Genomic DNA, 23,750 nt, shown 5'->3' with positions numbered 1-23,750 from the left:
TCTAGCTCTGTTAGCTGCCCCCTTAGACCGGGGAGTTGACCGTCGACTGTGGCCGAGACCGTGGCAGGTTTCGGCGAAGAATCCATGCAGCCGCCGCCACCCGGTGCCCTCAAGCGCTCTGCCCCCTGAGAGCGGCCGTGTTGAGTAGCACGGCCACGCGAATAAGCGCCTTCAAGGCCATTTCAGCGATCCTGTCGCCCTCATGAAAATCAATGGCCCGTGTCTGACATTACCGTCGAGGCTGGCGCTGAACAAGCTCGAAGGGGCCTCCAACAACGCGCCCTTGACATAGGTCATCTTCACGGCATTTTTGTACGTCTCGCCGGTGCAGATGATTCCCGCGTGCGACCACACCTGAACCCACTACTTCCATTCCTCGACCACGGCGGGGTCGACCTGCTTGATCAGCGTGCGGATCTGCGCGAGTGTCTAGCCCCGCCAGCCGCTCAGCGCCTTGATTCGCGCATCTATTAGCTGAGAAGCAGAGCCGCACTCTTCTGCGTTTGAGTCGATTCCCTGCTTGTTCATGGTGGTAGCCGCTTGCCCGCAATTTAACTATCGCTAACGCGCTTCAGCGTTCGTTGCCTCACAACGCCGCACCTAGCAACCGTAGGTACTGCGGGCTCTCGGAGATCGAGTTGTGACCCGCGCCCGGTATGACCTGGAGCGAGGCCACGCCAGTAGCGAAGCGCGTATACAGCAGCTCCGTGCTAGCACGCGGAATGACTTCATCGTGCTCCGCCACGATCAACAGCGTCGGCACCTGGATGCGCGAGGCGTATTTCCAGGATTCGAACTTGTCCCGCAGCAGCCATTTCACCGGGAAATAGGGAAATTGCTTTACGGCGAGATCTTGCAGGCTGTTATAGGGCGAAATCAGGATCAGGCGTGCTGCCGGCCGTTGGCTCGCAAGACGAATGGCGACGCCCGTACCCAGGCTTCTACCGACCAGCGCAATCTGCGGATGGGCGGCATGGACTTGGTCAAACAGGGCCACGGCATCACGCTGAATCGACTCCTCGGACGGCGATCCCGAACTGCCACCGTAGCCTCTGTAGTGCAGCAAGTAGATCGCGTGCTCCGGAAAAGCCTGCGAAAACGAGGGCAGGTTTTGCGACACATCCTCAGCATTTCCGCCGAAGTAGATCAACGCTTTTTGGCCGGCATGCGGCCTGACGGATACCCACACCTCCGCGTCGGCTGCCGACAGTTTAAGCAGAGTTTCAGGCGTGCCAATCGCGCGTGGTTGCGGGTAGTAGATGAGTGCGCGTTGAAACACGAACAGCGCGGCGCAGGCTGCCAGGTACAAGACGGCAGCGAAAGCGGCGAGGGAAACCAAGGTTCGCGACATCGGCTGACTACCCGCTGGCGACAGTAGTCGAAGTGAAGCACGGCTCAGTCATCAAGAGATAAACCTGCCACCCTTTTCGTCATGGCGCGCCACCCGCTCCAGGATGATGTCACCCACCCGCTTGCTAGATGGCAGGAGCGTATGAACGCTTGGAACTCGCACTTGATCGGTAAGCCACTCAGCGCTCACCTCGGAAATTGATACCACTCCGTCATTTAGCTCACCACTAAACGGGCTGCGTTTCCCTGACAGGCCACGAACGCCCGCAATACCGGTTGTTGGCGCTGATACCGGGCCTATCTCAGCCATCCGAGTTACCGACCCGAGCAGTTGACCGCAATCTCGGGTGAGTGTCCGGTAAATCGGATTTGTACCAAGCCTCTGCGCCAAAAGTGTCGGCTGAAGCGGTGAGCCCAACAGAAACACGTGATGAGGCGACCGGACTCCTGGTGGTAAGCCATTCACAGCGGCCCTGAGCAAGACACCGCCCAAGGAATGCCCGATCAGCACATAGTCCCCGAGCTCCGCTAGCGCCGAGATTGTTGAGACAAGTCGAGCTTTGATTCCTGCGAAGTCCTCCAGACTAACGCTGTAGCCATAGGTGCTGGTCTTCAGGCCGGCGCGCTTCAATTGCCAGAGCAGCGGCCAGCCCGACAGCGGTGAACGCCCCATTCCGTGGACGAAAAGCGCCTGCATGATTTTTTCTCCAAAGGCCTGACTCTTAGCTAACAGCCGGATTATCCATCAGCTGTTGCGCAATACGTTGACCATGGCACTGGCCAGTTCGTCGCCCCCCAGCGTTTCAAGCTTGTCGGCTGCTGACAGGACGTCGCGAGACTCCTTGTTCTGGCTCAGCTTCCATTTGCCGACGATTTCAGTGATCTCAATCTCCACGCCAACGATTGCAGCGAGCATCTGCGCGATGAACTCCTTACTGGAATCGGCCATCCGCCACGGCCGCTCTTCACTCGCTTCATGGACTTTGGTGAGCCTGCCGACCAGCCCGCGAACGAAGCGCTCGTCGTCCCTGACCGTCAATTTGCCCCGCACATGCACGACCTGGTAATTCCAGGTCGGCACCTGCCGATGGAGTTCATGCTTGCTCGGGTACCAATTCGGGGAAATATAGGCCTCGTTGCCGCGGAAGATCACCAGAACCTCCTCCCCGTCGGCATGCGTCCACAGTGGATTGGCACGGGCGACATGGGCACGGATTAGGCCTTTTTCCCCGACCGTGGTGTCCAGTTCGAAGGGGATGTGGTCCGCATCGAGCAGACCGGAACTTTGGGTCACCAGAATCCCCAGCGGATGGTCCGCGATAAGGCGATGCAGCTCGCTGGGGCGGGTTTCCATGAAGTGTTGCGGTATATACATACGAGTCTCCGCTGCAAGGTGAGGCAGGCCTCATACATTCCGGCGTCAAATCCGTCAGTTGGCTTTAAGCGCAAGTTACCACCGGATGTTCGCCACAGTCAGAAGCCGCCGGTCATGAAGGACCAAAAAACAGCAGACATCCGACGATGAGACCAGATCGCCTCACTCAGAAGCGCTGTCGGCACGCGGGCCCTGCTGTTCATGCTGCCGCGTCTGGTGACAGGCGCGCACTGGGCCAGGACGGCGCTGGCCTGGGGCTGCTTCACGCCTTTTGCCGCCTGGAGCAGCAAGTGGCTGGTGCGCCTAACCCGACCGCTGTTCGATCTGCTGGAGAAGGTGCCGTTGCTTAACCGGTTGAGTGTGATTTCGGCCTGAGCCGATGTAGGAGCGATCATGCGCATAGCACGCCCCTACAAGAGCATGTCATCCCCGCGAATGCGGGGACCCAATGAACACGTCAGCCCTGGTCGCGGAAACTGAACAGTTGGCGACGCTGCTTCTTGCTTGGCTTGCCGTCCGTCTGCACGCCGAGCGCACCGGCCTTGCGCATCGCCGCCGCATCTTCACGGCGCTTCAGGCTGTCCTGGGTTTCCTCGTAAAGCATCTGCGCCTCGGGAGCGCCACGGCGGACCACCGACAGGGCCTTCACCATCACGGTGCGTTCGTCGAAGCCGGTGCGCAGCACATACTCTTCGCCGATCTTCGGTTCTTTGCCCGGTTTGCAGCGCTCACCCCGGCAATGCACCTTACCGCCCTCGATGGCCTCCTTGGCCAGCGCACGGGTCTTGTAGAAGCGCGCTGCCCATAGCCACTTGTCCAGGCGCACCTTGTCGTCGTTGTCGCTCACACTCGACACTTCCCCTCGTTGCGGAAGCGTCAGTGTAAACGCAGGTGGCCGCTGTGCCGATCAGGCCTGTTCGGCGGGCTGATCACGACGCTCGCTGAGGAAGCGCTCGAACAGCTGGTTGGCATTGCCCAGCGACATCAGGTGCGCGTAGATCCAGCCCAGGAAGCCCTTGCGGTGCAGCGCCAGTACCTGCTCATCGCTGAGAGCAGCGAACTTCTCCTCGTCGATCATGAGGAAGTCGCGCAGAACGAAGGTCTCGCCGCTGCCGTGAGCCAATTGCAGGCTGCGCGGGCTGAGCAGTTGCAGGTCGTTGAGCGTGGTCACCAGTTCACGGGTACGCTGCATCTCGGCAGTGAAGTTTTGCAGGAACTGGATCATTTCCTCAAGGTAGCCGCTGTTGCCGCCTTCGCCAGTGAACAGCTCGCGCCCCTCCTCCTGGTTCCAGCCGGGATAGGCGGCGTCGATGCAGACCGTCAGGTTCTGCGCATCATCCTGCGCCAACACAAAGGGATAGCGTCTGACGAAGGCTGGCACGTAGGTATTGGCCAACCACTTCTGGCCGTCGTCGAGGAAGGCGTTGTGGCCGTCCTGCAGGCCGAGCAGGGCGATCGGCGTGGCCTGTTCGCCTTCGCCGATGAAGACGATCGGGTAGTGTCGCGCGGCCTGGAAGAACTCCAACCCGGCCAGCGGCACGAGGTGTGCCCCGGCGGCGAACTCGCAGTTTTCCACCGGCTTGAGCCTGAGGGCCTTGTGCTCATCGCGGTTGAGGGCCTTGATGTCCTTGTACAGCAGCATGGTCGTCATTACGGGTATCTCCGATAAGTCGGTGGGTAGATCAGCGAATGATCAGCTGGGCCAGTACCTGGCCACTGTCCTGATCGGGAACGACATCCTTGAGCGTGTTCGCCGCAACCACGCTGAAGCTCAGATGCCGTCCCCAGTTGAAGTTCAAGCCAACCCCGACGCTCTGCAGGTCGATGTCGGAAGTGCCTAGGTCCATGGCTCGTCCGTAGTCGAAGAAGACAAACGGCTGCCACATCGGACTGTAATGCCAGTAGCCCTCCAGGTTGACGGTCGCTCCCTGGGGCGAGGCGATCACTCCGGGATCATAGCCGCGCACGCTGCTGATGCCGCCGAACTGGTAGAGCAGGCTGGACGGCAGGCTCTGGCTGTCGCTGGCGTACTGCCAACCGAAGCGACCCACGATCTCATGACGCTCGCCCAGCATCCGACTCAGGTAGCCGTCGCCGTTGGTCAACTGATAGTTGCCGCTCTCGCTGCTGATCGCGTTATCCGCCGAGGCCTGGCGCAGGCGTTGTTCGTAACGCAGGTACCAGGGCGCCGCGCGATACTCGACTTGCCCCTTGAGGAAGACCTCGTCGGTGTTGGCATCGCTCAGGTCGAAACCATCGATGCTGGTGGTGGAGTTCTGGTGGTTGTAGCCCACACCACCGAGCAACACCCAGGACTCGTCGAGCCAGTAGGGATGGTCGTAGCCGATCCCATAGGTCTGCGAGTCGCCATCGATGTTCAGCGCCCGATACGGGCCGTTCTCGACCTCCATGCTGTTGGCCCCGGCCTCGATGTAGGCCACGCCGTTATAGCGGTTCACCGGACGGCTGTAGCGCAGGCTGCCGTACTGCGAGGCGGAGGTGGCGACCACCACGGCGTTGAGCGCATCGGCCACCCCGGTGGGCGAGAACCAGGTCAGGCTGCCGCCATACTGCTCGCGCCCGGAGCTTTCGTTGCCGTAATTGTTGACGAACACTGCCCACTGCAGCGCGTCGGGCTCGAAGGCCTGCAAATCGACCCGCGAGGTACCGAACTTCGCTCCCGGCGCCAGGCTGGCGCTGACCTGCGGCCCTGGCGTGGTCGCGTTGAAACGCTGGATGGCGCTGATCAGCGCCGTGCTGTCGAGCGTCTCCCCGGCGTTGACCGGCAGGCGCGCGGCGTAGAAGTCGTCGTCCACTCGCCGCTCGCCGCCGATCCACTGCACCTGATCGACCTTGGCCTCCACCAGCACCACGCTGAGCACGCCGTTGTCCAGGTTCTGCGGCGGGATCACCGCGCGCGCGGTGAGGTGCCCGGCTTTCTCGTAGCGCTGATTGATCTCGCGCAGCAAGGCGTTGAGATCGGCAAAACTGATCTCGTGCCCAAGATAGGGCCGCGCCATCGCTTCCAGTTCCGCCTGTTCGATGAAGCTCGAAGGGTTGAAGTGGATACCCTTGAGCACGAAGCGCTCTTCTCCCTCGGGCAACTGCTGCGTGCCCGCCGCCTCGCCCTTGAGCGCCGGAATCTGCTGGCGGCGAGCGCGCTCGTCGATTTCGCGCTGACGCTGGATCTGCTCGATCTGCTCGCGTTGCAGGTTCGGATCGGCCTGCCCCGGCAACCCCGGAGGCAGGCTCGGTGCGGCATTCGCCAGCCCCGCAATGAACAACCCAAGCATCGTCGGAACGCTTTTACACCGCATCAAATACCCCACTGCTGAACTCCCTGTGTCGCCGCCGCGCGCTCGATATCATCCAGATTCATCCGTGACTCCGCCGGTTGCGTCCCCCAACGCGGTGTCCAGTCCTGCCCACCCGCCAAGCGCAGCGAGAAGGCCTGCAACAGCGCCGCCAGGCGTTGCTGGGTCATGCCGCGCGACAGCAGGTGCTCGCCGTGGCGCGCGGCGCTGGAATCCTGGAAGAGCACGCCTGGGGCTCCTTCGTGGGCTTCATGGAAGTTCGGCAGCAAGGTCAGATGAGTGAAGCGCCGATGCAACACGTAGGCATCGGTCAGGGTGGTCAGCACGTCCTGGCGTAGCTGGAAGGCCTTGTCGATTTCATGCAACTGGATATCCGCCTCCGGCAGGAAGGTGACCGCGTTGTTATCCATATGCAGGTTGGCCTGCGCGCTGAACAGTTGCAGCCGCTCGACGTGACGCGCGTCCTCGATCCATACGTGATCAGCGCTGGTCTGCAACCAGCCATCGGCAACATAGAGGCGCGGCACTTGTAGCGACGCCGCCGACAGTACGCTACGCAGACGCCGCGCGGCGACATCTCCACTGCCCTCGACCCACAGGTCGAGCTGGCCCGCGCCGCTGTGCCGGCCATACAGCTCGATATCCGCGCCATGCAGGTCGACGGACTGACCGATGTTGGCGTCGGCAACCCGGATCAGGTCACCGGAGAACAGGCTCAGGCGTGGTGCCTGGGCGCTCTCCAGCCAGATACCCGCCGGCGTCGCCTGGCCGTTGCGCCAGCCGGCGCGGACGGTCGCGCCAGCATCGGCGCTGAGTTGTCCGCCACGGGTGTCGAGTAGGCTGTCGAGTACCGCCTGACCACGGGCCAGCAGTCGTTCGAAGAAGATCGACTCGTCGGCACGCCAGTCCTGGCTGCTGCCGCTGCGGCTCTGGCCGACCTGGATCATGCCGCGCGCCTGCAGACCGATGTTCTGCGCAGCGTCCAGTTCGCCAAGGAACAGGCTGTGACCAACGACGTCGATGGCCGCGGCCCGGATCAGCGCCCCGCGTGTATCCAGGCCGCTGGCCAACAGCGCCGAACCGCCAGCCTGCAGGCTGTTGAACAGGATCGAACCGCTAGCCAGCCAGTTCTGCCCGCCCGAACTGCGACTGTCACCCACCTCGATCCGCCCGCCGGATGTCAGGCGAACATCGCCGTTATTGGCGACAAGCAGCGGAACCAGCACATTGCCCGCCGCCGTTAGGACCACGTTGCCCGCCAGTGGCGCGCCGTCGTAGGAACCGTGGGAGACGACCTGTGTACCGATGCGAATGTCGCCGCCAGCGGCACGTAACAGGATGCCGCCGCCGGCTTCCACGCCCTGGTCGAGGTTGATCGCCCCACCAGAATCGACATCGACATTGCGGCCCGCCTTGATCCCGGCCAGGTCGATATTGCCACCAACCTTGAAGTGCAGATCGCGCCCGGCTTCGGCCAGGCCGTCGACATCCAGGTTGCCGCCAATGCCGACGTTGAGGTCACGCCCGGCCTTAAGCGAGTAGGTGCCGCCGAACTTCACGTTCGGCATGTTCAGGTTGCCCGTACCGATGACACCGACGTCGCGCTTGGCATCGACCAGCAGCGCGGTGATATCGCCCTGCCCCAGTTGCGGGTTACCGGTGGACTGCAGGAAGAGATCGGCCTGCAGGCTCTGCACGCGGCCCAGGCTCAGGCTGCGGCCGATGATGCGCAGCTCCTGCTCCGCCTCGGCGTTGCCGCCAAAGACATCGCCATCGGCATGGATCAGCAGATTCGCCGCCGACTTCAGGTGCGCCGTATCGAGCACGCCCGCCACACTGGCATCGGCGGGAACGCCGAAGTGGATGTCGCCGTTCGAACCCACGGCGCTGATCAGGCGCATGTCGCCGCCGCTACGGCCACCGAGAATGCGCAGCGAACCGTTGCGCACCAGGGCATCGAGAGTTTGCGCAGCGCTGACCTGGCCGAGCTCGGCGCTACCGGCCCGCAGGTCGATATAGCCGGCACGGCTGTGCAGCTGCTGGGCATCGAAGGCGCCGGTGGCTTGCAGGTCAAGAATGCCGGTACGGCTTTCAAGAGTGCCCAGGGTCGCGCTGCCGACATCGAAGAAGGCATCGCTACCCACCCGTGCATCGTCGCCACTCCAGTCGCCCGGCCCGCCGACCCGCAGCACATCGCCGACGCTCAGCGTCCCATAGTGCAGCGCGGTTCCCGCGGCGCCCACATGGGTCAGATTCGCCGCGCCAGTGACGTTCGCGTTGAGCAGATCGAGCACCCCAGCCACGCTCAGGTCGAGCTGGCCGGTGATCTGCAGGTCGCCGATATGAGATGCGCTGCCGGCGTCGATCACCGCGTCGCGGCTGGTCAGGCGTCCCAGGCGCAGGTCCTTGCCAACCTCAAGGTCGACCGTCGAGGCGATGCGGGCCTCATCCACGCGCATTTCGCCGCCACTGACGGCGTTCCAGCGGCCAGCCGAATCGAGCTGGTCGGCGGAGAACGCGCCACTGACATCGACGAAGATTTCGCCCTGGCGGCTCGCACCAATACCCAGCGACAGGTCCTGCCCTTGCAGATCGAGACCGCCCTGCGCTTGCAGGTCGTCGATACGCACAGCGCCGATGCCGGAAAGCTGGATGCCGCCGGTCTGACTGGCGACAAGCCCGAGGCTCACATCGCCGAGACTGCCGAGCTGTTGGCCGAGCTGGCTGAGCAGCCGGCCACGCTGGATGCCGCCGGCAAGATTGGCGTAGATCGCACCCTGCTGGCTGACCACATCCAGTTCGTCGGCGGACAGCGTCAGCCAGCGTGATGCCGCTCCGAGGTCGCCGATACCGTTCAGGCGCAGCAGGTTGCCGGCGCCGATGACCGCACCGGCAGCGCTGGCCTGGAGGGTCCTGGCGTCGATCGACAGGTCGCCGGCAGCGGTTACATCCGCCAACTCGGCATCCCCGGCGAGACGCGCAACGATGTCACCGTCGGCGTTCAGGCGGCTGCCGGCCAGCATGCTCCAGTCATTGTCGAGTACGAGGTTGAAGCTGCCGACCTGCCACTGGCCGTCCTGGGTGAGGTTGTAGGCCTGGCCGATATCCAGCGCACCACCGACAGTGACGCCGGCGAAGTTCAGCGTGCCTGGCCTGACGATCGCGCCCTGCAGTCCGCCGACCCAGGCATCGCCGCCAACGCTCAGGGCGATCCGCTGGTTCAGCCCGGTGCCGAACTGGATGCGCCCGAGGTTCGTGCCGGCGTTACCGCTGACCTTGAGATTCACCGAGCCGCCCAGCAGCGTTTCGCCGAGCTGGCGAGCGGCGTTGAGGTTGCCCAGTACGGTCAGGTCAAGGCTATTCAGGCCGGTGATGCGGTCAACGTTGAGATCGCCGTGCTGGGTGATCCGCACGCTGTCGCCACGCGCGGTGAAGTCACCGGTGACCGCCACGTGCAGACCGTCGCCCAGGCTGCCGATGGCGCTGTTGGCTGCTTCAAGGATCACGTCGTGGCCACGCAGGACCACATTGGCGCCACTGGCGCTTTCGATGTTGCCGTCGGTCTTGATGCGCACGGTGTCGCCGCGCACGTCGAACAGGTTCAGGTTGCGCTCACCACCCAGGTAGACATCGCCCAGCGCGGTAACGCTGATGGCGCCACGTGCCGCAAGGTTGATGTCGTCACGCTGGACGATGCGCAGCAGCGAGCGGTTGTTCGGGTCGTCGAAGTAGACGTCGTCCACTTCCGCGCCCGCCAGTGCCGCCAGTTGATCCTTGGAGAGATTGCCCAGCCCCTGACTGAGGTCGACGATCTGGTCGGCGGCGAGCACCTTGCCGACGCGGTTGGCCTGCAAGGTGACGTTGTTGCCGTCGATGTTCAACTGCTCGACCTTGACCTGGGTGTTGCTGCCGCGAGTGGCCAGCGCCGAGGAGATCGAATACTGCAACTGCTCCTGGCTCCACGCGGAGCTGCCCTGCAAGGCTCCCAGGGTGGTGGCGTCAAGAGCGTAGACATAGTCGGCCGAGGTACCGGCGAACTCCACCGCCAGCGCGGCGTACTCGCCCTGCAACGCCGACTGGCGCGTGGCAATCTCGGCATCGCTCAAGCCGAGGCTCTTCAACCGCTCCACTTCGGAGGTCGGCAGGGATACCTGCCCGGTGGCATCGGCGCCCTGTTTGAGACTCCAGTACTTGGCGAAGCGCTGTTGGCCCGCGCCCTCCAGGGCCGCCTTCTGCTCGTCCAGCGAGCGCGCCGCGGCGGCGCCGCTCAGGCCCATGTCGTCCCACAGCTGTTGCAGTTCGGCCAGTGCGCGGTCGTCGTAGGACAGCGAAGTGTTGCCATCGAGCAGATCGCCGTTGACCACCTTCAGCCAGACGTCGCCGCCGGCGATCACTTGGTCGACGGCAAGATCGCCGAGGGTTTCGCGCAGATAGACGTTGCCAACCGCCGAGGCCTTGAGCAACCCCGGCTTCGAATTGGAGCCGGCACCGTAGTTGGTATCGATGCTCAACGGCGCATTGAGCGTGCCGATCGAACCATGGCTGGCGGTCAGGCTGATGGAATGCCCCTGGATCACCAGGTTCGGAGTGGCAGCGACGATGTTGCCTTGAGCGCTGAGCAGGATATCGCCGTCACCGGCGCTCAGCCTGGCCAGGTTCAAGCCACCGTTGAGGCCATCGATACGGATGTCGCCCTTGCTCGAGTTGGCCGCCAGGCTGCCGCTGACCTGTACCTGCAGCGCCTGGGTCGAACCGATACCCTTGCCTGTATCGAGCACCAGATCGCGAGCCGCGACCACGACATCGCCGTTGGCCTGGGTCAGCGAGCCGGCAGTCTTGAGCGTGGTGGTGCCGTTCTGGTTGTAAAGCGAGCCGAGCAGCACGATATCCGATGCCGAGTCGACATTGATCAGGCCCTGATCATGGCCAAAGAAGTTGACCTTGATTCGCTCATCGGCGGCGACGGTATAGCGGTTGATGACTTTCTCGCCCTTGACCTCCGTGCGCTCCAGCCAGCTGCGCTTGACGTGGCACCAGAGGAACCAGGCCTCGCAGGTGGTCCAGGTCTCGGTGCTGACTTGCGGTGCGTCACCAGTCGAGTAGGTATTCGATTCGGAGTAGATCTGCCCGCCGTTCAGGCCGACACCGCTGCTGCCCATGTAATCGGCGCCCTCGATGGGTCTGGCGGCCGATGTCCAGACATCTTGGTCGTAGAACTCGCCGTCACCGACGTTGAACGCTCCCCAGAACTTGTCCTTGAAGTAGGTGGTGACCGTGGTGCGGGTCTGGTCCTGGCCGGTCAGCCAGACGTAGGAGCGGCCCTGTACCGGGTCGAAGAAGGTTTCCCGGCTGTTGGCAGCGACCACCCTCTTCTGCGCATTGAGCACGTCCTTGCTCAGGCCGTACTGCAGCTCGATGTCGTTCAGCGTACGGGTATAGACCGACGACCAGACCTCTTCCTGGCCGGCCGCGTTGCGTCGCACATCGTTGATACGCAGGGTGCCGGACGCGCCCTCGCCCAGGTCGATGCCGTTCAGGCCGAGCTGGTAGCCGGTGTTGTTCTTCACCTTGACCTGGCTGTAGCCGTCGAGAACCTTCAGCTCGCCGTTGCCAGTGCTCATGATGTAGCCGGTCAGCTCCATGTAGCCGCCGGCGACTTCCACCTGGTCGAGTACCAGCCGTTCAGTGCGGAAGTCATAGCTGTAGCCGAGCCGTCCCGCTTGCGCATCGCTGGCCTGCAACTGGAACAGCGGCCCGGCCTTGCCGGCCTTGTACCGCGCACGTTGGGAGTCGATCTGCGCAAATTTCGGGTTCGACAGGTCAATGTTCGCCAGCCAGTCGGCCACGCCACTCTGGATCAGGCCACCGATGTTCAGGTACTGGGCGCTGATCACCACATTGTTGCCGGCAACCACGTTGTAGGCGGCGTTCGGTCCGTTGAGGTAACTGCCGTTGTTGTTGGTGGACGGGTCGCCGCCGATGAACTGGAACGCGTTTCCGGCATTGAGCACGAAGTCGCGACCGGCGCTGATTTTCAGCGACTTGGCGCGCACATCGGCGTTGGAATAGATGCTTCCGTAGCTGGCGGTCACCTCCACCGTGCCGCGCTGGTTGGAGATGCGCTTGTTGATGAAGATGTCCGGCGCCGGCGCGCGCAGGCCGTCCAGGCCGAGCTGGCCGCTGGCCGGGTTGTAACTGTTGCGCACCGTGATCGAGGGCTCGCCGGAGTTGGCCGAAAGAATCAGCTCGCGGAAGGACGCGCTGCCATGGCCGGCGGCGTTGGCGGCGTTGATCTCCGCCAGCGTGCCCAGCGAAGAACGGTTGAAAATCAACTGGCCGCCATCGCGGTAGGGGATCTCCAGGCCGTTCAGGCGCAGGAACGCCTGGCTGTCGTTGATCACCTCGATGCGTGCATCGCCCGGCGCGCGCAGGCTGCCAGCACCCACCAGGGCGTCGCCGATCACCTGCACGTTACCCGGCTTGGCGAGGATCGGGTCGACCTCGAGGATCCAGATATTCATGTCGCGGCTCAGGCTGGCGCCGTTGGCCGTGCTACCACCCATGTCCGTGAACAGCTTGTCCAGCGACTGTTGCAACAGCCGCTTTTCCGCCTCGATGGCGGTGCGCTCGACCGTTGACAGGCCGTAGTCGGTCAGTTGCTTGTTGAGCTGCGTCATACGCTGGCTGATGTACTGCGAGTAGGTGCCTTGCACCAGGCGATAGCCGATGTTGTCGCTGACCTCGCTGATGCCCGGACGCACCTGTAGCTTCGCCGGATCGAGCGATGCGGACGGCATCGCTTTCAGCTCGTCGAGCGTGCGCAGCTGACCGTCGTACCAGTATTCCAGGCCGCTGACCTTGAGTGTCTGGATGTTGTAGAAGCCGGCACGCAGCGCCCCGTCGACACGCACCACGGCGCTCGACGAGTTGACCGAGCGCCCGCTCTCGGTCTCGATGGAAATGCCCAGCAACTCGCTCAGCGCTTCCTTGTACAGATCCTTGGCGATGCCCTTGCCGAGCAGATTGCCGTAGCCCTTGTCGGCATAGGCGAAGATATCGCCAACGCTGTTCACCGCGCTGCCGCTGTTCACCGTCACATTGGCGCTGCGGCTGTAGAGGGCGTCGGCGTCGGGATCGTTCACCACCGGGAAGGCGGTGTTGTTCCACAGGTCGGTCCGCGCAACCAGGGTCGCCTGGTTGGCCCCGCCGGCGACGTCCTGGCCGGCGTACAGGCGTACATCGCCATAGCCGAGCAGGGTCGAGCCGGAGGCCAGTTGCACATCGTAACTGGCATTCACCCGCGCCAGGCTGTAGCCGCGCGCGGCACCGGCCAGGCCATAGGTCTTGGCGCTCGCGCGGGCATCCAGGTCGTAGTCGCCACTGGCGCTGAGGATGATGTCGCCGACGCTGTACAGGTTGGCGCCGGAGCCGATGCTGACCAGCGCCTGCGCCCGGCTGACGTCGAGCTCCGACCGTGCCAGGGCGATGGTGATCGCGCCACCGCTGTCGAGCTTCACCCGGTCACGGCCATAGACATAGTTGTAGGCCTGCACCGAGAGATTCTTCGGCGCGCGCCAGTCGCCATCCACGCGCACCACGGCGTTGTTGCCGATCGTGCTGCGCGCGCTCAGGCGCATCTCGGCCTCGCTCAGCGCTGCCGCCGCATCGACCACGCCGCCGGAGCCGGACTGTACGTTGTAATCGCCGCTGGCGTACTTGTAGACCTTGTTCTGCGCGCTCTGCTCGTAAGCGCTGCTGCTCAATACGCTGCCGGCGAGCAACTCGCTGCTGGTGTCCAGGTCCAGCGTATGAAGTGCGTGCGCGCCGCTGGCGCCGATCAGCGAGGCATTGATGCTGTCGACGAAGCCGTCGAAGGTCGAGCCGTGCAGCGCCGACAGGCCGACTTCACCGAGACTGGCGGCGCTGCCCTGGACGAACAACTGCGCACGAGTGACGCTCGAATCGCGGGTCTTGGCGACAGCCGCCGCGCCACTGATCAGGCCGCCCTGACCGGCCTTGGCGCTGGCCAGGTTGTTCACCTCGCCACCGGCCGCAACCTTGAAGGAGGCGAAGGTGCCACTGAAGGTACCGCCGACCAGCGCGCGGGTCTGGGTATCCGCGCTGGCATTGGCGACCTGGGCACCAAGGCTCAGCAGGCCCGCTGCGATGCCGCTGGCGCTGGCGCGCTGCGCCACATCGCTGGACGCGGAGAGCAGCCAGGAGCCGCCCTGCCCGTCGAAGCGGGTGGAATTGTCGCTCTGCAGCAGGCTGCTGCTTTCATTGCGGGCCGAGGCCACCACCGCGTTCGCGGCGACGCCGAATCCGCCGCTGACACCGGCCGCGCTGACATCGGCGCTGTAGCCGCCATCGCGCCCGACTTCGGCGCTGATCGCCGCTGTGCGTGCGCGCAGCAATGCGTTGGCGCCGAGGTTTAGCTGCGCCGTGGCCTTGGCCAATACGTCGACCACACTGGCCCCAGCGGCAACGTAACCGCCCAGCGCCATCCCTTCGCTTCTCGCGCGCAACTGGGGGCTGGCCGTGGCATTGAGCGACAGGCTCTGGCTCGCTTGCAGGGTGGAGCCGGCACCGACATCCAGCACCGCGCGGCTCTGGTCGCGCGCAACCAGCACGCTGGCATTGGCGCCGAACAGCAGGCCCGCCGCCGCACCACGCCCCCGCAGATCGAGGTGCCCGCGCGAGGTCGCATCCAGATCGATGTTACCGCCCTGTGCGCTGACGCCCGGCGCCAGCCGCAGGTTGACGCTGCTGTCATGGCTAGCCACGCCGAGTACCAGCCCGGCACCACCACCGATTCCAGCCGCGGCACCCAGGGCGTCGACATCGGCCCCCTGCGAGTCCAGGGCCTGGCCACGCAAGTCGCCGGACACCTGGAGGTTGCCCGCGAGGTTCGCCAGTATCTGATTGTTCAGCGTCGCCACGCCCACCGCCGCACCGATGCCCGCGGCGAAGCCGGCCGCGCCGCTGATGGCCTGTACGCCGACGGCGGCATCGCCGCTCTGCACGGCCCGCGCCGCCAGGTCGAGGCTCGCCGCCTTCAGGGCGCCGCCGAGGATTTCGCTGCTCACCCGACCATTGACCAGGCTGAAGCCAAAGGCCCCGCCAACGCCAGCGGCGCCGCTGAGCACGGCATTGCCCACCAGGTTGTCGCTGTGCAGCGTGTCTTGCGCCACAACGCGCGCCGCGCCGCCCAGGTCGAGTGTGCTGTTGCTGATCCGCGCCACGGTCTCGTGGCGGTTCAGCGACGGATCGGCGAGCCGCTGGCCGAGGCTGAAGCTGCCCTTCGCCGCCAGCGCCGTCTGCGCATCGCTATCAGTCAGGGTGACGAGTTCGTAAGTGCCATCGGCCTTCTTGCGGTATTGCTGGTAGCTCACGCCACTGTCGACGTCCGTCGAGCCGAACGACTCGGCTTGCGCCAGGGTGCCCGAACCATTCTTGTTCAGTTCATCCAGCGGATTGGCGCTTTCGCCGCCGGCACTGACGTTGGTCGCGTCGGGCCCGAGCAATAGCAGACCGATGCTGCCACCCAGCGCCGGGCCGAGCGAGGCGCTGCCGGTCAGGGTGTTGAGGTTGATGTCGTCATTGCGCAGCGCTTCAAGCGTCAGGCCACCATTGGCATACAGCGTGCTGTCGAGCAGCCGCCCACGCACCGCGCTGTTGCTGACCAGCACGTTGGCGCTGGCGCCGATAGACAGCCCGGCGCTGACCGCCGCCGAGCCCACGTTGCTCAGGGCCGTGAGGTCGTCCTGCGCATGAATGCGCAGGCTGCCGATGCGCTTGTTCGCCGAGCCGAAGTCGGTTTGGCTGGAGCCGGCCTCAGTCTCGTTCTCGAGCAGCGCAAGGGCGGCCGATCCGGCAACCGCGCTGCCACCCGCAGCGGCACCCGCCGCGGTCATCAGCAGGCGCGCATCGCTGTGCGCGTCGATATTCACCGCGCCGCCAGCGACGCTGGTGCGTGTCGCCGCGTCGCCGATCCAGGCGCGAGTCAGGTTCTGGCTCTGCACCAAGGCGAAGTTCGCCCCACCGGCTGTCGCTCCACCGGCGATATAGAAAGCGTTAGGCGCCAAGCGCTGCAAGGAAGCTGCGAGCACATCCAGCGAACCGGCCGAAATTCGGCTGCCGCCATCGATCAGCGCCTGAGTCTGGGCCTTGAGCAAGGTCACCGTAGCGTTGGCCGCCACGCCGACGATCCCGCCGCCGACGCTCGCCAGCAGGCTGTTGGCGTACTGACTGGAGGACGCATCGACGGTGGTCGCGCCGGCACTGACCAGGTTGGCACGGTGGATGCCAGCCTGCGTCGTGCGGTTGATGCTGGTGGTGTCGACCGTCGCCGCGACGCCCGCCGCGCCAAGGGACACGGCGACGCTGCCGAGGTAGCCCGAGGTCAGACTGTGGCTGGCCGCGCCGACGCGAACATTCTGTGCCGAGCTGGCACCGGATTCCTGATTGATCGAGGCGTCGCTGATCGCGGCCACGGTGCGCCCGCCGATCACGCTGACATTGGCCAGCGCCGCCACTGCCGCACCCGCCAAGGGAACCACCGACACCGCGCCGCTCGCCGCCATCTGCGCGATCTGTTGCAGGGAGCTGGCCTGGACCGCCAGACCGGTGATCGAGCGTTTGCCCAGGCCCAGCCCGGCGACCGGGTTGTAGACGCCGAGCGACCAGAACGCATAGCTGTCGGAGGGCGCGTTGAGCAGTTCGCCGCTGTCGATCAGCAGTTGGTCCTGCGGGTTCTGGGCGAGCGCGCTGACGGCGGTCTGCGCGCCGTCGATGTAGGCCTCGGTGACACTGCCGATCAGGTTGGTGGTAGCCGACACGCCCACGCTGGCATTGCCGCTGCCGGCCAGAGCGCCGGAAATCCCGAGGATGGTATCGATGTTGCTGGCCGACACGCCGATGTTGTTCGTCGCGATGACCCGCGCCCCGCCACCGATGCGCGCACGGGCGTGGGTGTCGATCAGGTTAGTCGCGATGGAACCCATCACCGCCGTGACTCCGGCACCGCCGCCGCTGGCCGACAGGGCACGGATATTCGCCGCCGAATCGGCATCGAGCAGGAGGTTGCTCAGGTTCAGGGAGCCGCCGCTAAGGATGGCTTCGATCTGACTGGCGATCCGGTTGATGGCCGTCGCCGCGCCCACCGCCGCCGTTCCCGCCCCGGCTGCCGAGCCGGCGAGCGCATCGATGCTGGAGGCATCGCTGGCGAGCAGCGACAGGTTGCCGGCCGTGCCGCTGACGTTGCTCAGCTCGGCAAGGGTTTTCGCACTGATGTTGTTGCTGGTGTTGGAGAACGCTCCAGCACCCGCCCCGGCGCCAGCGCCGGATACCGCGATGGTGTCGATATCGGCGCGGGTCGACGACTCGACCACGACCTGCGCGCCACCAAGATTCAGCACGCTGTCGGCGATGCTCGCGCTGCGTATCTGGCTGATGGTGCTGACCGCCACCGCGCCGGCACCGGCGCCGCTGCCCGCGCCCTGCACGTTACCGGCGAGGGTGCGGATGCGCGCGCCGCCCTGGGTGACCCGCACATTCAAGGCACTGGCGCCCGTAACCGAGCTACCGCTGAGCTTCGCCAACTCGCTGCCGTCGATCACGTTGACCGCCACCGAGGCCCCCACCGCGACGCTCCCCGCACCGCCCGCGCCCAGCGCGGCGGAGCGGATCTGCGTGGCGCCGCCACTGAGCAGGTTGAGTGCGCCGTCCAACGTCAGCGTGGAGCTATCGATGCTCGCCTGCCGGGTCGCCTCGATGATGTTGTTGGCGTTCGCCAGGCCCACCCCAACACTGCCCGAGCCCACCGCCACAGCCGCCAGCGCGGAGATGCTCAGGCCGTCGAGCGCGCGGGTTTCCACATTCAGGCCGCCGCCAACAATATTCACCGTGCTGCCGGTGATACCGGCCCGGTCGCCACCCTGGATCAGGTTGGTGACCGAAGTAACTTCCACCGCCACGTTGCCCGCGCCGGCAGCACCGGCGACCAGGCCGTAGATCTCCCCGTCGAAGGCACTGAGGACATTCAAGTCACCACTCAGATTAAGGGTGCTGCCACGGATCATCGCCGTGCGCTGGGCCTGCAACAGGTTGGTCGCCAATGCCGCGCCAACACCCGCCGCGCCGGTGGAAACCGAAACGTTGCCCGCTGCCGACCAGATGCTGCTGTCCAGCCCCGGACGGCTGGCACTCAAGGCCAACCCCGCCGCCTTGATTGTGCTGTCGTCCAGCGTCGCCTCGCTGTCACCGGCGATGCGGTTGTAAGCGATGGAACCGCTGACCGCGGCTGTGCTGCTCAGCGCACCGGCGACCGCCGCGGTACGCACCTTGTTCTGCTGCGCAGCGAGGATGTCCGCCGCGCCGCTCAATTCGACGTCGAGCGCATCCAGTCGCGCCGCCACGTCCTGCTCGAGGTCGGTACTGGCGTAGGCCACGCCGACCGCCGCCTGCTTACCGCCGGCAATGCTGCCAGCCAGGGCGTAATAACCGCCGGTCTTTTCCGCCGACACCCGCAGGTTGTCGGCCTCGATCCGCATCGGTGCGCCGTCGGCGCCCAGCACCTGCGCCGTCACCGAACCACGGGCGACGATCTGCGCCGCCGAGCCGCCGATACCGACGGAGTCCTTGGTGACGCCACCACTGATCGATGCCGCAAGCACTTCGGTGTCGTTGCGCGCCGCCACGTCGAGGTCGCCGGAAAGGGTCAACGTCGATTCGGTCAGGCTCGCGAGGTAGTCGCTGTCCAGATAGATGACGCCGATCGCTGCGCCAATCGCCGCCTTGCCGCCCACGGCCACGCTGCCGGCGATGGCCAGGATCGATTCGCCGGATATCTGGCTGTCGAACAGCGACGGGCTGGAGGTTTCGTCCTGACCATCGTCGTCGCTGTCTTCGAGGTGGTCGGCGTTGACCTGGATGTCCTTCACCGCGTCGGCGCTCAGGCCCACGCCGTCCAGGCCGCCACCGCCCGCGCCGAGCAGTGCATCCAGCGCGCCGATACCCGACACGCTGCGCGCCTGCAGACTCACCGCCCCGCCCTGCAGGGTTGCCCGGTTGATGCTCGCCTTGACCGTATTGCCAGACACCACAATGTAGGACGAGCCGGCAGCGCTGGCCTTGCCGTCGCTGCCGGTCAGCGCGACGCCAAGCGCCCCGACCAGGGTCTGCATGCCGCTGTAGGCGCCGACGTCCATGCGCGAGAAGCCCAGCGCCTCGCTATCCTCCCAGCCAGCTTCGATGACGTTGCCAAGCATGGCCATGGTCAGCGCACCGCCGACACTGGTGCCGGAGCCGGAAGCACCGGCGAACGCGCCGCCGCCCAGCAATGCACGGGAGCGGTCGTAGGCTTGCACAAGAATCGGGCTATCGGCCACCGTCCAGGCTTGCACGTGGCTGTTGCTGACACTGGCGCGCGTGGTGTTCTTGATCAGACCAATGGACGCCGATAGCGCGCCGGCGACATTGCCGCTTTGGCCGGCGGTACTGACCGACAGGCCCAGGCCCATGGCCACCTGGTCGCCGGCGCTGAGCGCGAGCACGCTCAGTTCGCGGTTCTCACGCAAGGTCACGCCACTAAGCTGGGCTTCGGTGAGGTTGCCCAGCAGGTTCACCGCCACCGCCCCGGAGAGCGCCGCGCTGTAGTCGGACTTGGCCATGTTCTTGGCCATGGTCAGCGCACCGGCGCCGGAACCGGAGAACTGGTCGGTCTGGTTCAGCGCCAGCACGCTGACCCGCGTGCCGTTGGGCGATGCGCCCGGCTGGCGCGGGTCGAGCACGATGTCGGAGATGCGCGCACGGGTCTTCTGGTTCGACCGGTTGACGCTCGCCGAACCAGCCAGCGCCAGGCTCAGGCCGCCGACTGGATCTACGTTGCCTTCGGATTTCTTGAACAGACCGAGGAAGGTATCGACGTAGGAGCCGAGCTGCTTGCCCATGTCCTTGACGGCAACCTTGACCGCTTCCTCCAGAGTGGCGGTGATCTTGTTGGTGTCGTTACGCGCCGGAGTTTCATACTTCTTCTCCTCCGGCTGCTGGGTGCGCGCCACGGCGCCGGCGATGGAGAACGCGCCGCTCTGCCCTTGCGAGGTTGCCGTCACGCCCAGTTCATCGACCTTCCAGGTGGACTGCAGCGGCGCCATGCCGGGGTCAGCGAGCAGGCGCATGTCACGGTTGTCGCCAATCAGCGCCTGGATATCGCTGTCGATCAGGTTGATCGCCACGCCCGCGCCCACGCCGACGTTCTGCGAATAAGCCAGCGCACCGCTGGCGCTCCAGACACTGAGCACGTGGTCCGCCGTCACCTGCACGTTGCGCGCCTTGAGCGTCGCGCCGTTGCTGATCGAGGCGTTGACCGTGGTGTCTAGCTGGGTCAGCACCACCGAACCGTTGCCGGCGCCGCTGGGCCCGGCGCCAGCGGACGGGCTGACGTCGATGATGAAATCCTTTTCCCGCGCCGCGACGCGCACGCCATCGGCGGTGACGCTAGTGCCCGAGCCGATGCCCGCCACCACATTCCCGGTGTGCTGGACCAGATTGAGACCCGCGCCGACGGCCGAGCCCTGACCGGACGAGGAGGAGCCGAACAGCAGCAGACCGAGATTACCGGCGACCGCCACGCGCTCGACGCGGTTCTCCGCCAGCACCGTCACCGGCGCGAACCAGTTACCGGCCGCGACCTTCTCGTCGCCCCAGACGTCGCTGTTCAGCGACCAGGTGTGCAGCAGCGAGCCGTCGTCCTTGCGCTCGTCCCACAGCGTGCTACTCCACGGGCCGCTGCCGGTCGCGGTGAGCGTGACGTTGTCGCCAACCCAGGCGCCGGCATCGACATTAGTGCGCAGGATCGAGATTGCCCCGGCCAGCCCCAGTTTGTCGGCGCTTCCGGTGGCGTTGGCGTATTGACTGGGCATCTGCCCCGGGTCCGCGATCTGCTTGGCGGCCGCCGTCAGGTTGGCGAAGACCTCGCTGAGCGAGCCCCACTTGTCCATGCCCTTGAAGATGTCGAGGCTGCGGTCGTTGATCGGGATTTCGTTCTTCGCGCCGACGCCGATGTGGCGCGCGCTGACCGTGACGTCGTCGCCGATCGTAGCCTGGGTGTTTTGCTCGAGCTGGCTGTAGACCGCCGCCAGGCTGAGCGAGTACTCGGCGGTATCGCTTTCGCGGGCAATCGAGTTGACCGTGCTGGCGGCGGTGTTGCGCAGGCTTTCCTGGTGCTGCAACGCCTGTACGCTGAGATCGCCGCCCAACGACAGGGTCGGCGCGGCGTCCTGGCCCAGGCGGGCGCTGGCCTGATGATCGGCGAGGGTGATGGCGACGGCCGAGCCGACGCGGAATTTACTCCCGTCGGTGGCATCGTCGGGGGTCCAAGTCAGGCCGAGGAACTTCTTGAGCCGCGGGACGATGAAGTTCGACAGCGGCGTAATAGCCTTGGAGGTCAGGTAGTTGAGCTCGCTCTTACCGGCCTGCACGCTGACCCGGTTGACCTGCTGATGGATCAAGTCGAGGGCGGCAACATTGAGGCCGCCGCTGATATCCAGGTTGGCATCGAATTGCGCGCTGGTCTTACTGTTGTACAGCGCCAAACCGACCGCCGGACCACCGGTGGCGCCCGAGCCGCGCGCCTCGAAAGTGACGTTATTGCTCAGATCCTGCTCTGTGACGGCGCGTGCGGTGATATCACCGCCCAGCTTGAACACCGCCCCATGCGCTACATCGAGGGTGGTGGAGGTGTCGCTCCTGGCCATGCCGAACGCCAGGCCCATGGTGCTCAGCGCATTGCCCTGGGCGTCGTGGCTGTTCACCGCCAGGGTACTGACGTGCAACAGGTTCTCGCTGTAGGCGTCGAGAGTGATATCGCCGGCAGCATTGAGCTTCGCCCCGCTGTCGATCTCGACCGCGGTGGTGCCACTGATACTGCCGTAGGAAAAGCCAAGGCCGACGGGGATCTTCGAGTTGACCAACATGACCGTGCTGTCGACTTCGGTCTCCACCTGCCGCAGGCTGCTGGCGCTGACGCTGAGATCCTTGCTCGCATCCAGCACCGCGTTGGCGCCGATGCGGGTCGTCGCGTTAGCCTCGGCCATCGATACGGCGACGAAATCCTGGATGGCCAGCAGCTCGCTGTAGTTGTCCGGGTCCTGGCTGAGCTGCGATTTGAAATCGGTGCGGTCATAGGCGTTGATCTTGTCGAACAACTCGCTGAAGTTGGCGCTGAAGTCCTCGCTGGTGACGCCCAGCAGGCTGGCCATCCATTGCGGGTCGACCTTGGCGATGCTGCGCGCCTCGATGACGACGTTGGCCCCATGGACCTCGCCATCCACCTCGACCTTGGCGTCGGCGTTGGTCCAGCCGCCGAGCTGTTGATCCAGCGCCAGGGCCTTGATGCTGACATCGCCATCCTGGCTGCGGGTCTCGCCCCGCGCATCGAGCAGCGCGCTCTTCTCGACCACCACCGTCGAAGCGCCCTTGGCGCCGGTGAGCAGCGGCCGCGCCGTCGGCAGATCGGCGGCAGTCTTCGGGTCGCTCTTGCCGTCGCCGCAGAAGGTGCAACTGATGTCGCTGAGCCCGGCGATCTCGATGGCCCCAGCCTGTCCGGAACCGGTTGCGGTGGTCAGTACTTTCGAGCCCTCGCGCAGGGTTATGTCGGCGCCTTCCAGGCGTACCTTGCCACTGTTCTTGCCCGCCTCGCCGGAGGCGATCACCTGCGCGCCCGACTTCAGTTCGAGCTGGTTGTCCGCCCGAACATTGATGCCACCACCACTGCCATCGGCCATCAGTGCGCGCAACTCACCGGAAATCTCCGCCGAATCGGCCGCGACGATCTGGATGCTGCCGTTGCCGCGCACCGCGCCCACGGCATCCGGCAGGCCACTTGTATTGACCGTCGCATTGAAGACCTTGGCGCCCGCTTCCAGAACCGCCCCGGAGCTGACCACCGCCCTGGCGGCGAAGACATTCAGCGACCCCGCCGTGTTGACCTTGCCCTCGACCCTGAACTCGCCCGTGCCGTCGCGGAACTCGCCCTGGCCGATACGCCCGGCGAGCTTGTCCTGCTCAGCGCGCTTGTCCTCCTCGGAAGCACTCCCCTTGGCGGTGGCGATGTAGGCGAGCTTGTACATCTGCTCGGTGCTCGGTGTGGTCACCGTCAGGCTGCCGACGTTCACCACCCCGGACGCGCCCACCACCATGCCATGCGGGTCGGCGAACACGATGTTGCCGCCGATCTTGCCATCCTTCAGGCCGTTGAGGTTTCCGTTGACCACCACCTGCGCGTCATGCACCAGGTTCACCAGATTCTGCTTGCCGGTCGGCACATGCAGATTGACGGTATTGCCCGCGCCAACGGTGAAGTCGCTGAAGGAGTTGAAGCCGGTATTGCCACTCACCGTCCCGGTGGTGATGTCGGTGACGCTGCCGTTAACCGCGATCTGTGTGGCGGTAGCCAGGCCCGTCCGCAGGCCATTGACATTGCCATCGCCGGCGGGGGCGTTGGGGTTGCCCAGGCCGTTGAGCTCACCGTTGTGCACGTTGATGCTGTTCGACTCGGCGAACGCCGGCGCGACGCCGATGGCCATGAGCACGGCGACAGTGAGGCGGCTCGGGCGGAACAGGGATGCCGGATTGGCATGGCTGGCGCGTACACGTGCACCCGCCTGAATGGGTTCGACCGACATGATGGACCTCACTGTCTCTATTGTTTT

Annotated in this window: 7 protein-coding genes and 2 pseudogenes; 1 reads left to right on the top strand and 8 read right to left on the bottom strand. The window is 65.2% G+C overall.

The annotated features are described in order from the left end of the window. Positions 1-109: 109 nt before the first annotated feature. From NVV93_RS03460 to NVV93_RS03445, 4 genes and pseudogenes are all read right to left on the bottom strand, one after another. Positions 110-528 (bottom strand): annotated as a pseudogene (locus NVV93_RS03460) (DUF1801 domain-containing protein). Between the two features lie 58 nt (positions 529-586). Further along, on the bottom strand, positions 587-1,351 hold the full coding sequence (locus tag NVV93_RS03455) for an alpha/beta hydrolase (RefSeq protein WP_258253066.1): 765 nt from the start codon (positions 1,349-1,351) through the stop codon (positions 587-589). A 51-nt stretch (positions 1,352-1,402) separates the two neighbouring features. Then, positions 1,403-2,047 (bottom strand): triacylglycerol lipase, encoded by a 645-nt coding sequence (locus NVV93_RS03450; protein WP_258253065.1) that lies wholly within the window; start codon positions 2,045-2,047, stop codon positions 1,403-1,405. A gap of 48 nt (positions 2,048-2,095) precedes the next feature. After that, complete coding sequence (locus NVV93_RS03445; protein ID WP_258253064.1) at positions 2,096-2,725, bottom strand: FMN-binding negative transcriptional regulator; 630 nt, start codon at positions 2,723-2,725, stop codon at positions 2,096-2,098. Positions 2,726-2,902: 177 nt separating this feature from the next. Here NVV93_RS03445 and NVV93_RS03440 point away from each other — a divergent pair. Continuing rightward, positions 2,903-3,100 (top strand): annotated as a pseudogene (locus tag NVV93_RS03440) (phosphoesterase); the annotation flags it as partial. Positions 3,101-3,182: 82 nt separating this feature from the next. Here the strand turns inward: NVV93_RS03440 and NVV93_RS03435 are convergent. Genes NVV93_RS03435 through NVV93_RS03420 form a run of 4 tightly spaced genes read right to left on the bottom strand, consistent with a single transcriptional unit; the run spans position 3,183 to position 23,723 of the window. Then, on the bottom strand, positions 3,183-3,572 hold the full coding sequence (locus NVV93_RS03435) for an RNA-binding S4 domain-containing protein (RefSeq protein ID WP_258254276.1): 390 nt from the start codon (positions 3,570-3,572) through the stop codon (positions 3,183-3,185). A 60-nt stretch (positions 3,573-3,632) separates the two neighbouring features. After that, a complete protein-coding gene (locus tag NVV93_RS03430; RefSeq protein ID WP_258253063.1) occupies positions 3,633-4,376 on the bottom strand; it encodes a SapC family protein in 744 nt (247 codons plus the stop codon). Between the two features lie 31 nt (positions 4,377-4,407). Continuing rightward, on the bottom strand, positions 4,408-6,018 hold the full coding sequence (locus NVV93_RS03425) for a ShlB/FhaC/HecB family hemolysin secretion/activation protein (protein ID WP_258253062.1): 1,611 nt from the start codon (positions 6,016-6,018) through the stop codon (positions 4,408-4,410). Positions 6,019-6,041: 23 nt separating this feature from the next. After that, positions 6,042-23,723, bottom strand: coding sequence for a leukotoxin LktA family filamentous adhesin (locus NVV93_RS03420; protein ID WP_258253061.1), 17,682 nt, complete (start codon positions 23,721-23,723; stop codon positions 6,042-6,044). Between the last annotated feature and the right edge of the window lie 27 nt (positions 23,724-23,750).

The organism is Pseudomonas sp. LS44 (genome assembly GCF_024730785.1).
Lineage (GTDB): Bacteria > Pseudomonadota > Gammaproteobacteria > Pseudomonadales > Pseudomonadaceae > Aquipseudomonas.
This window is presented reverse-complemented; position numbering and strand designations above follow the sequence as displayed.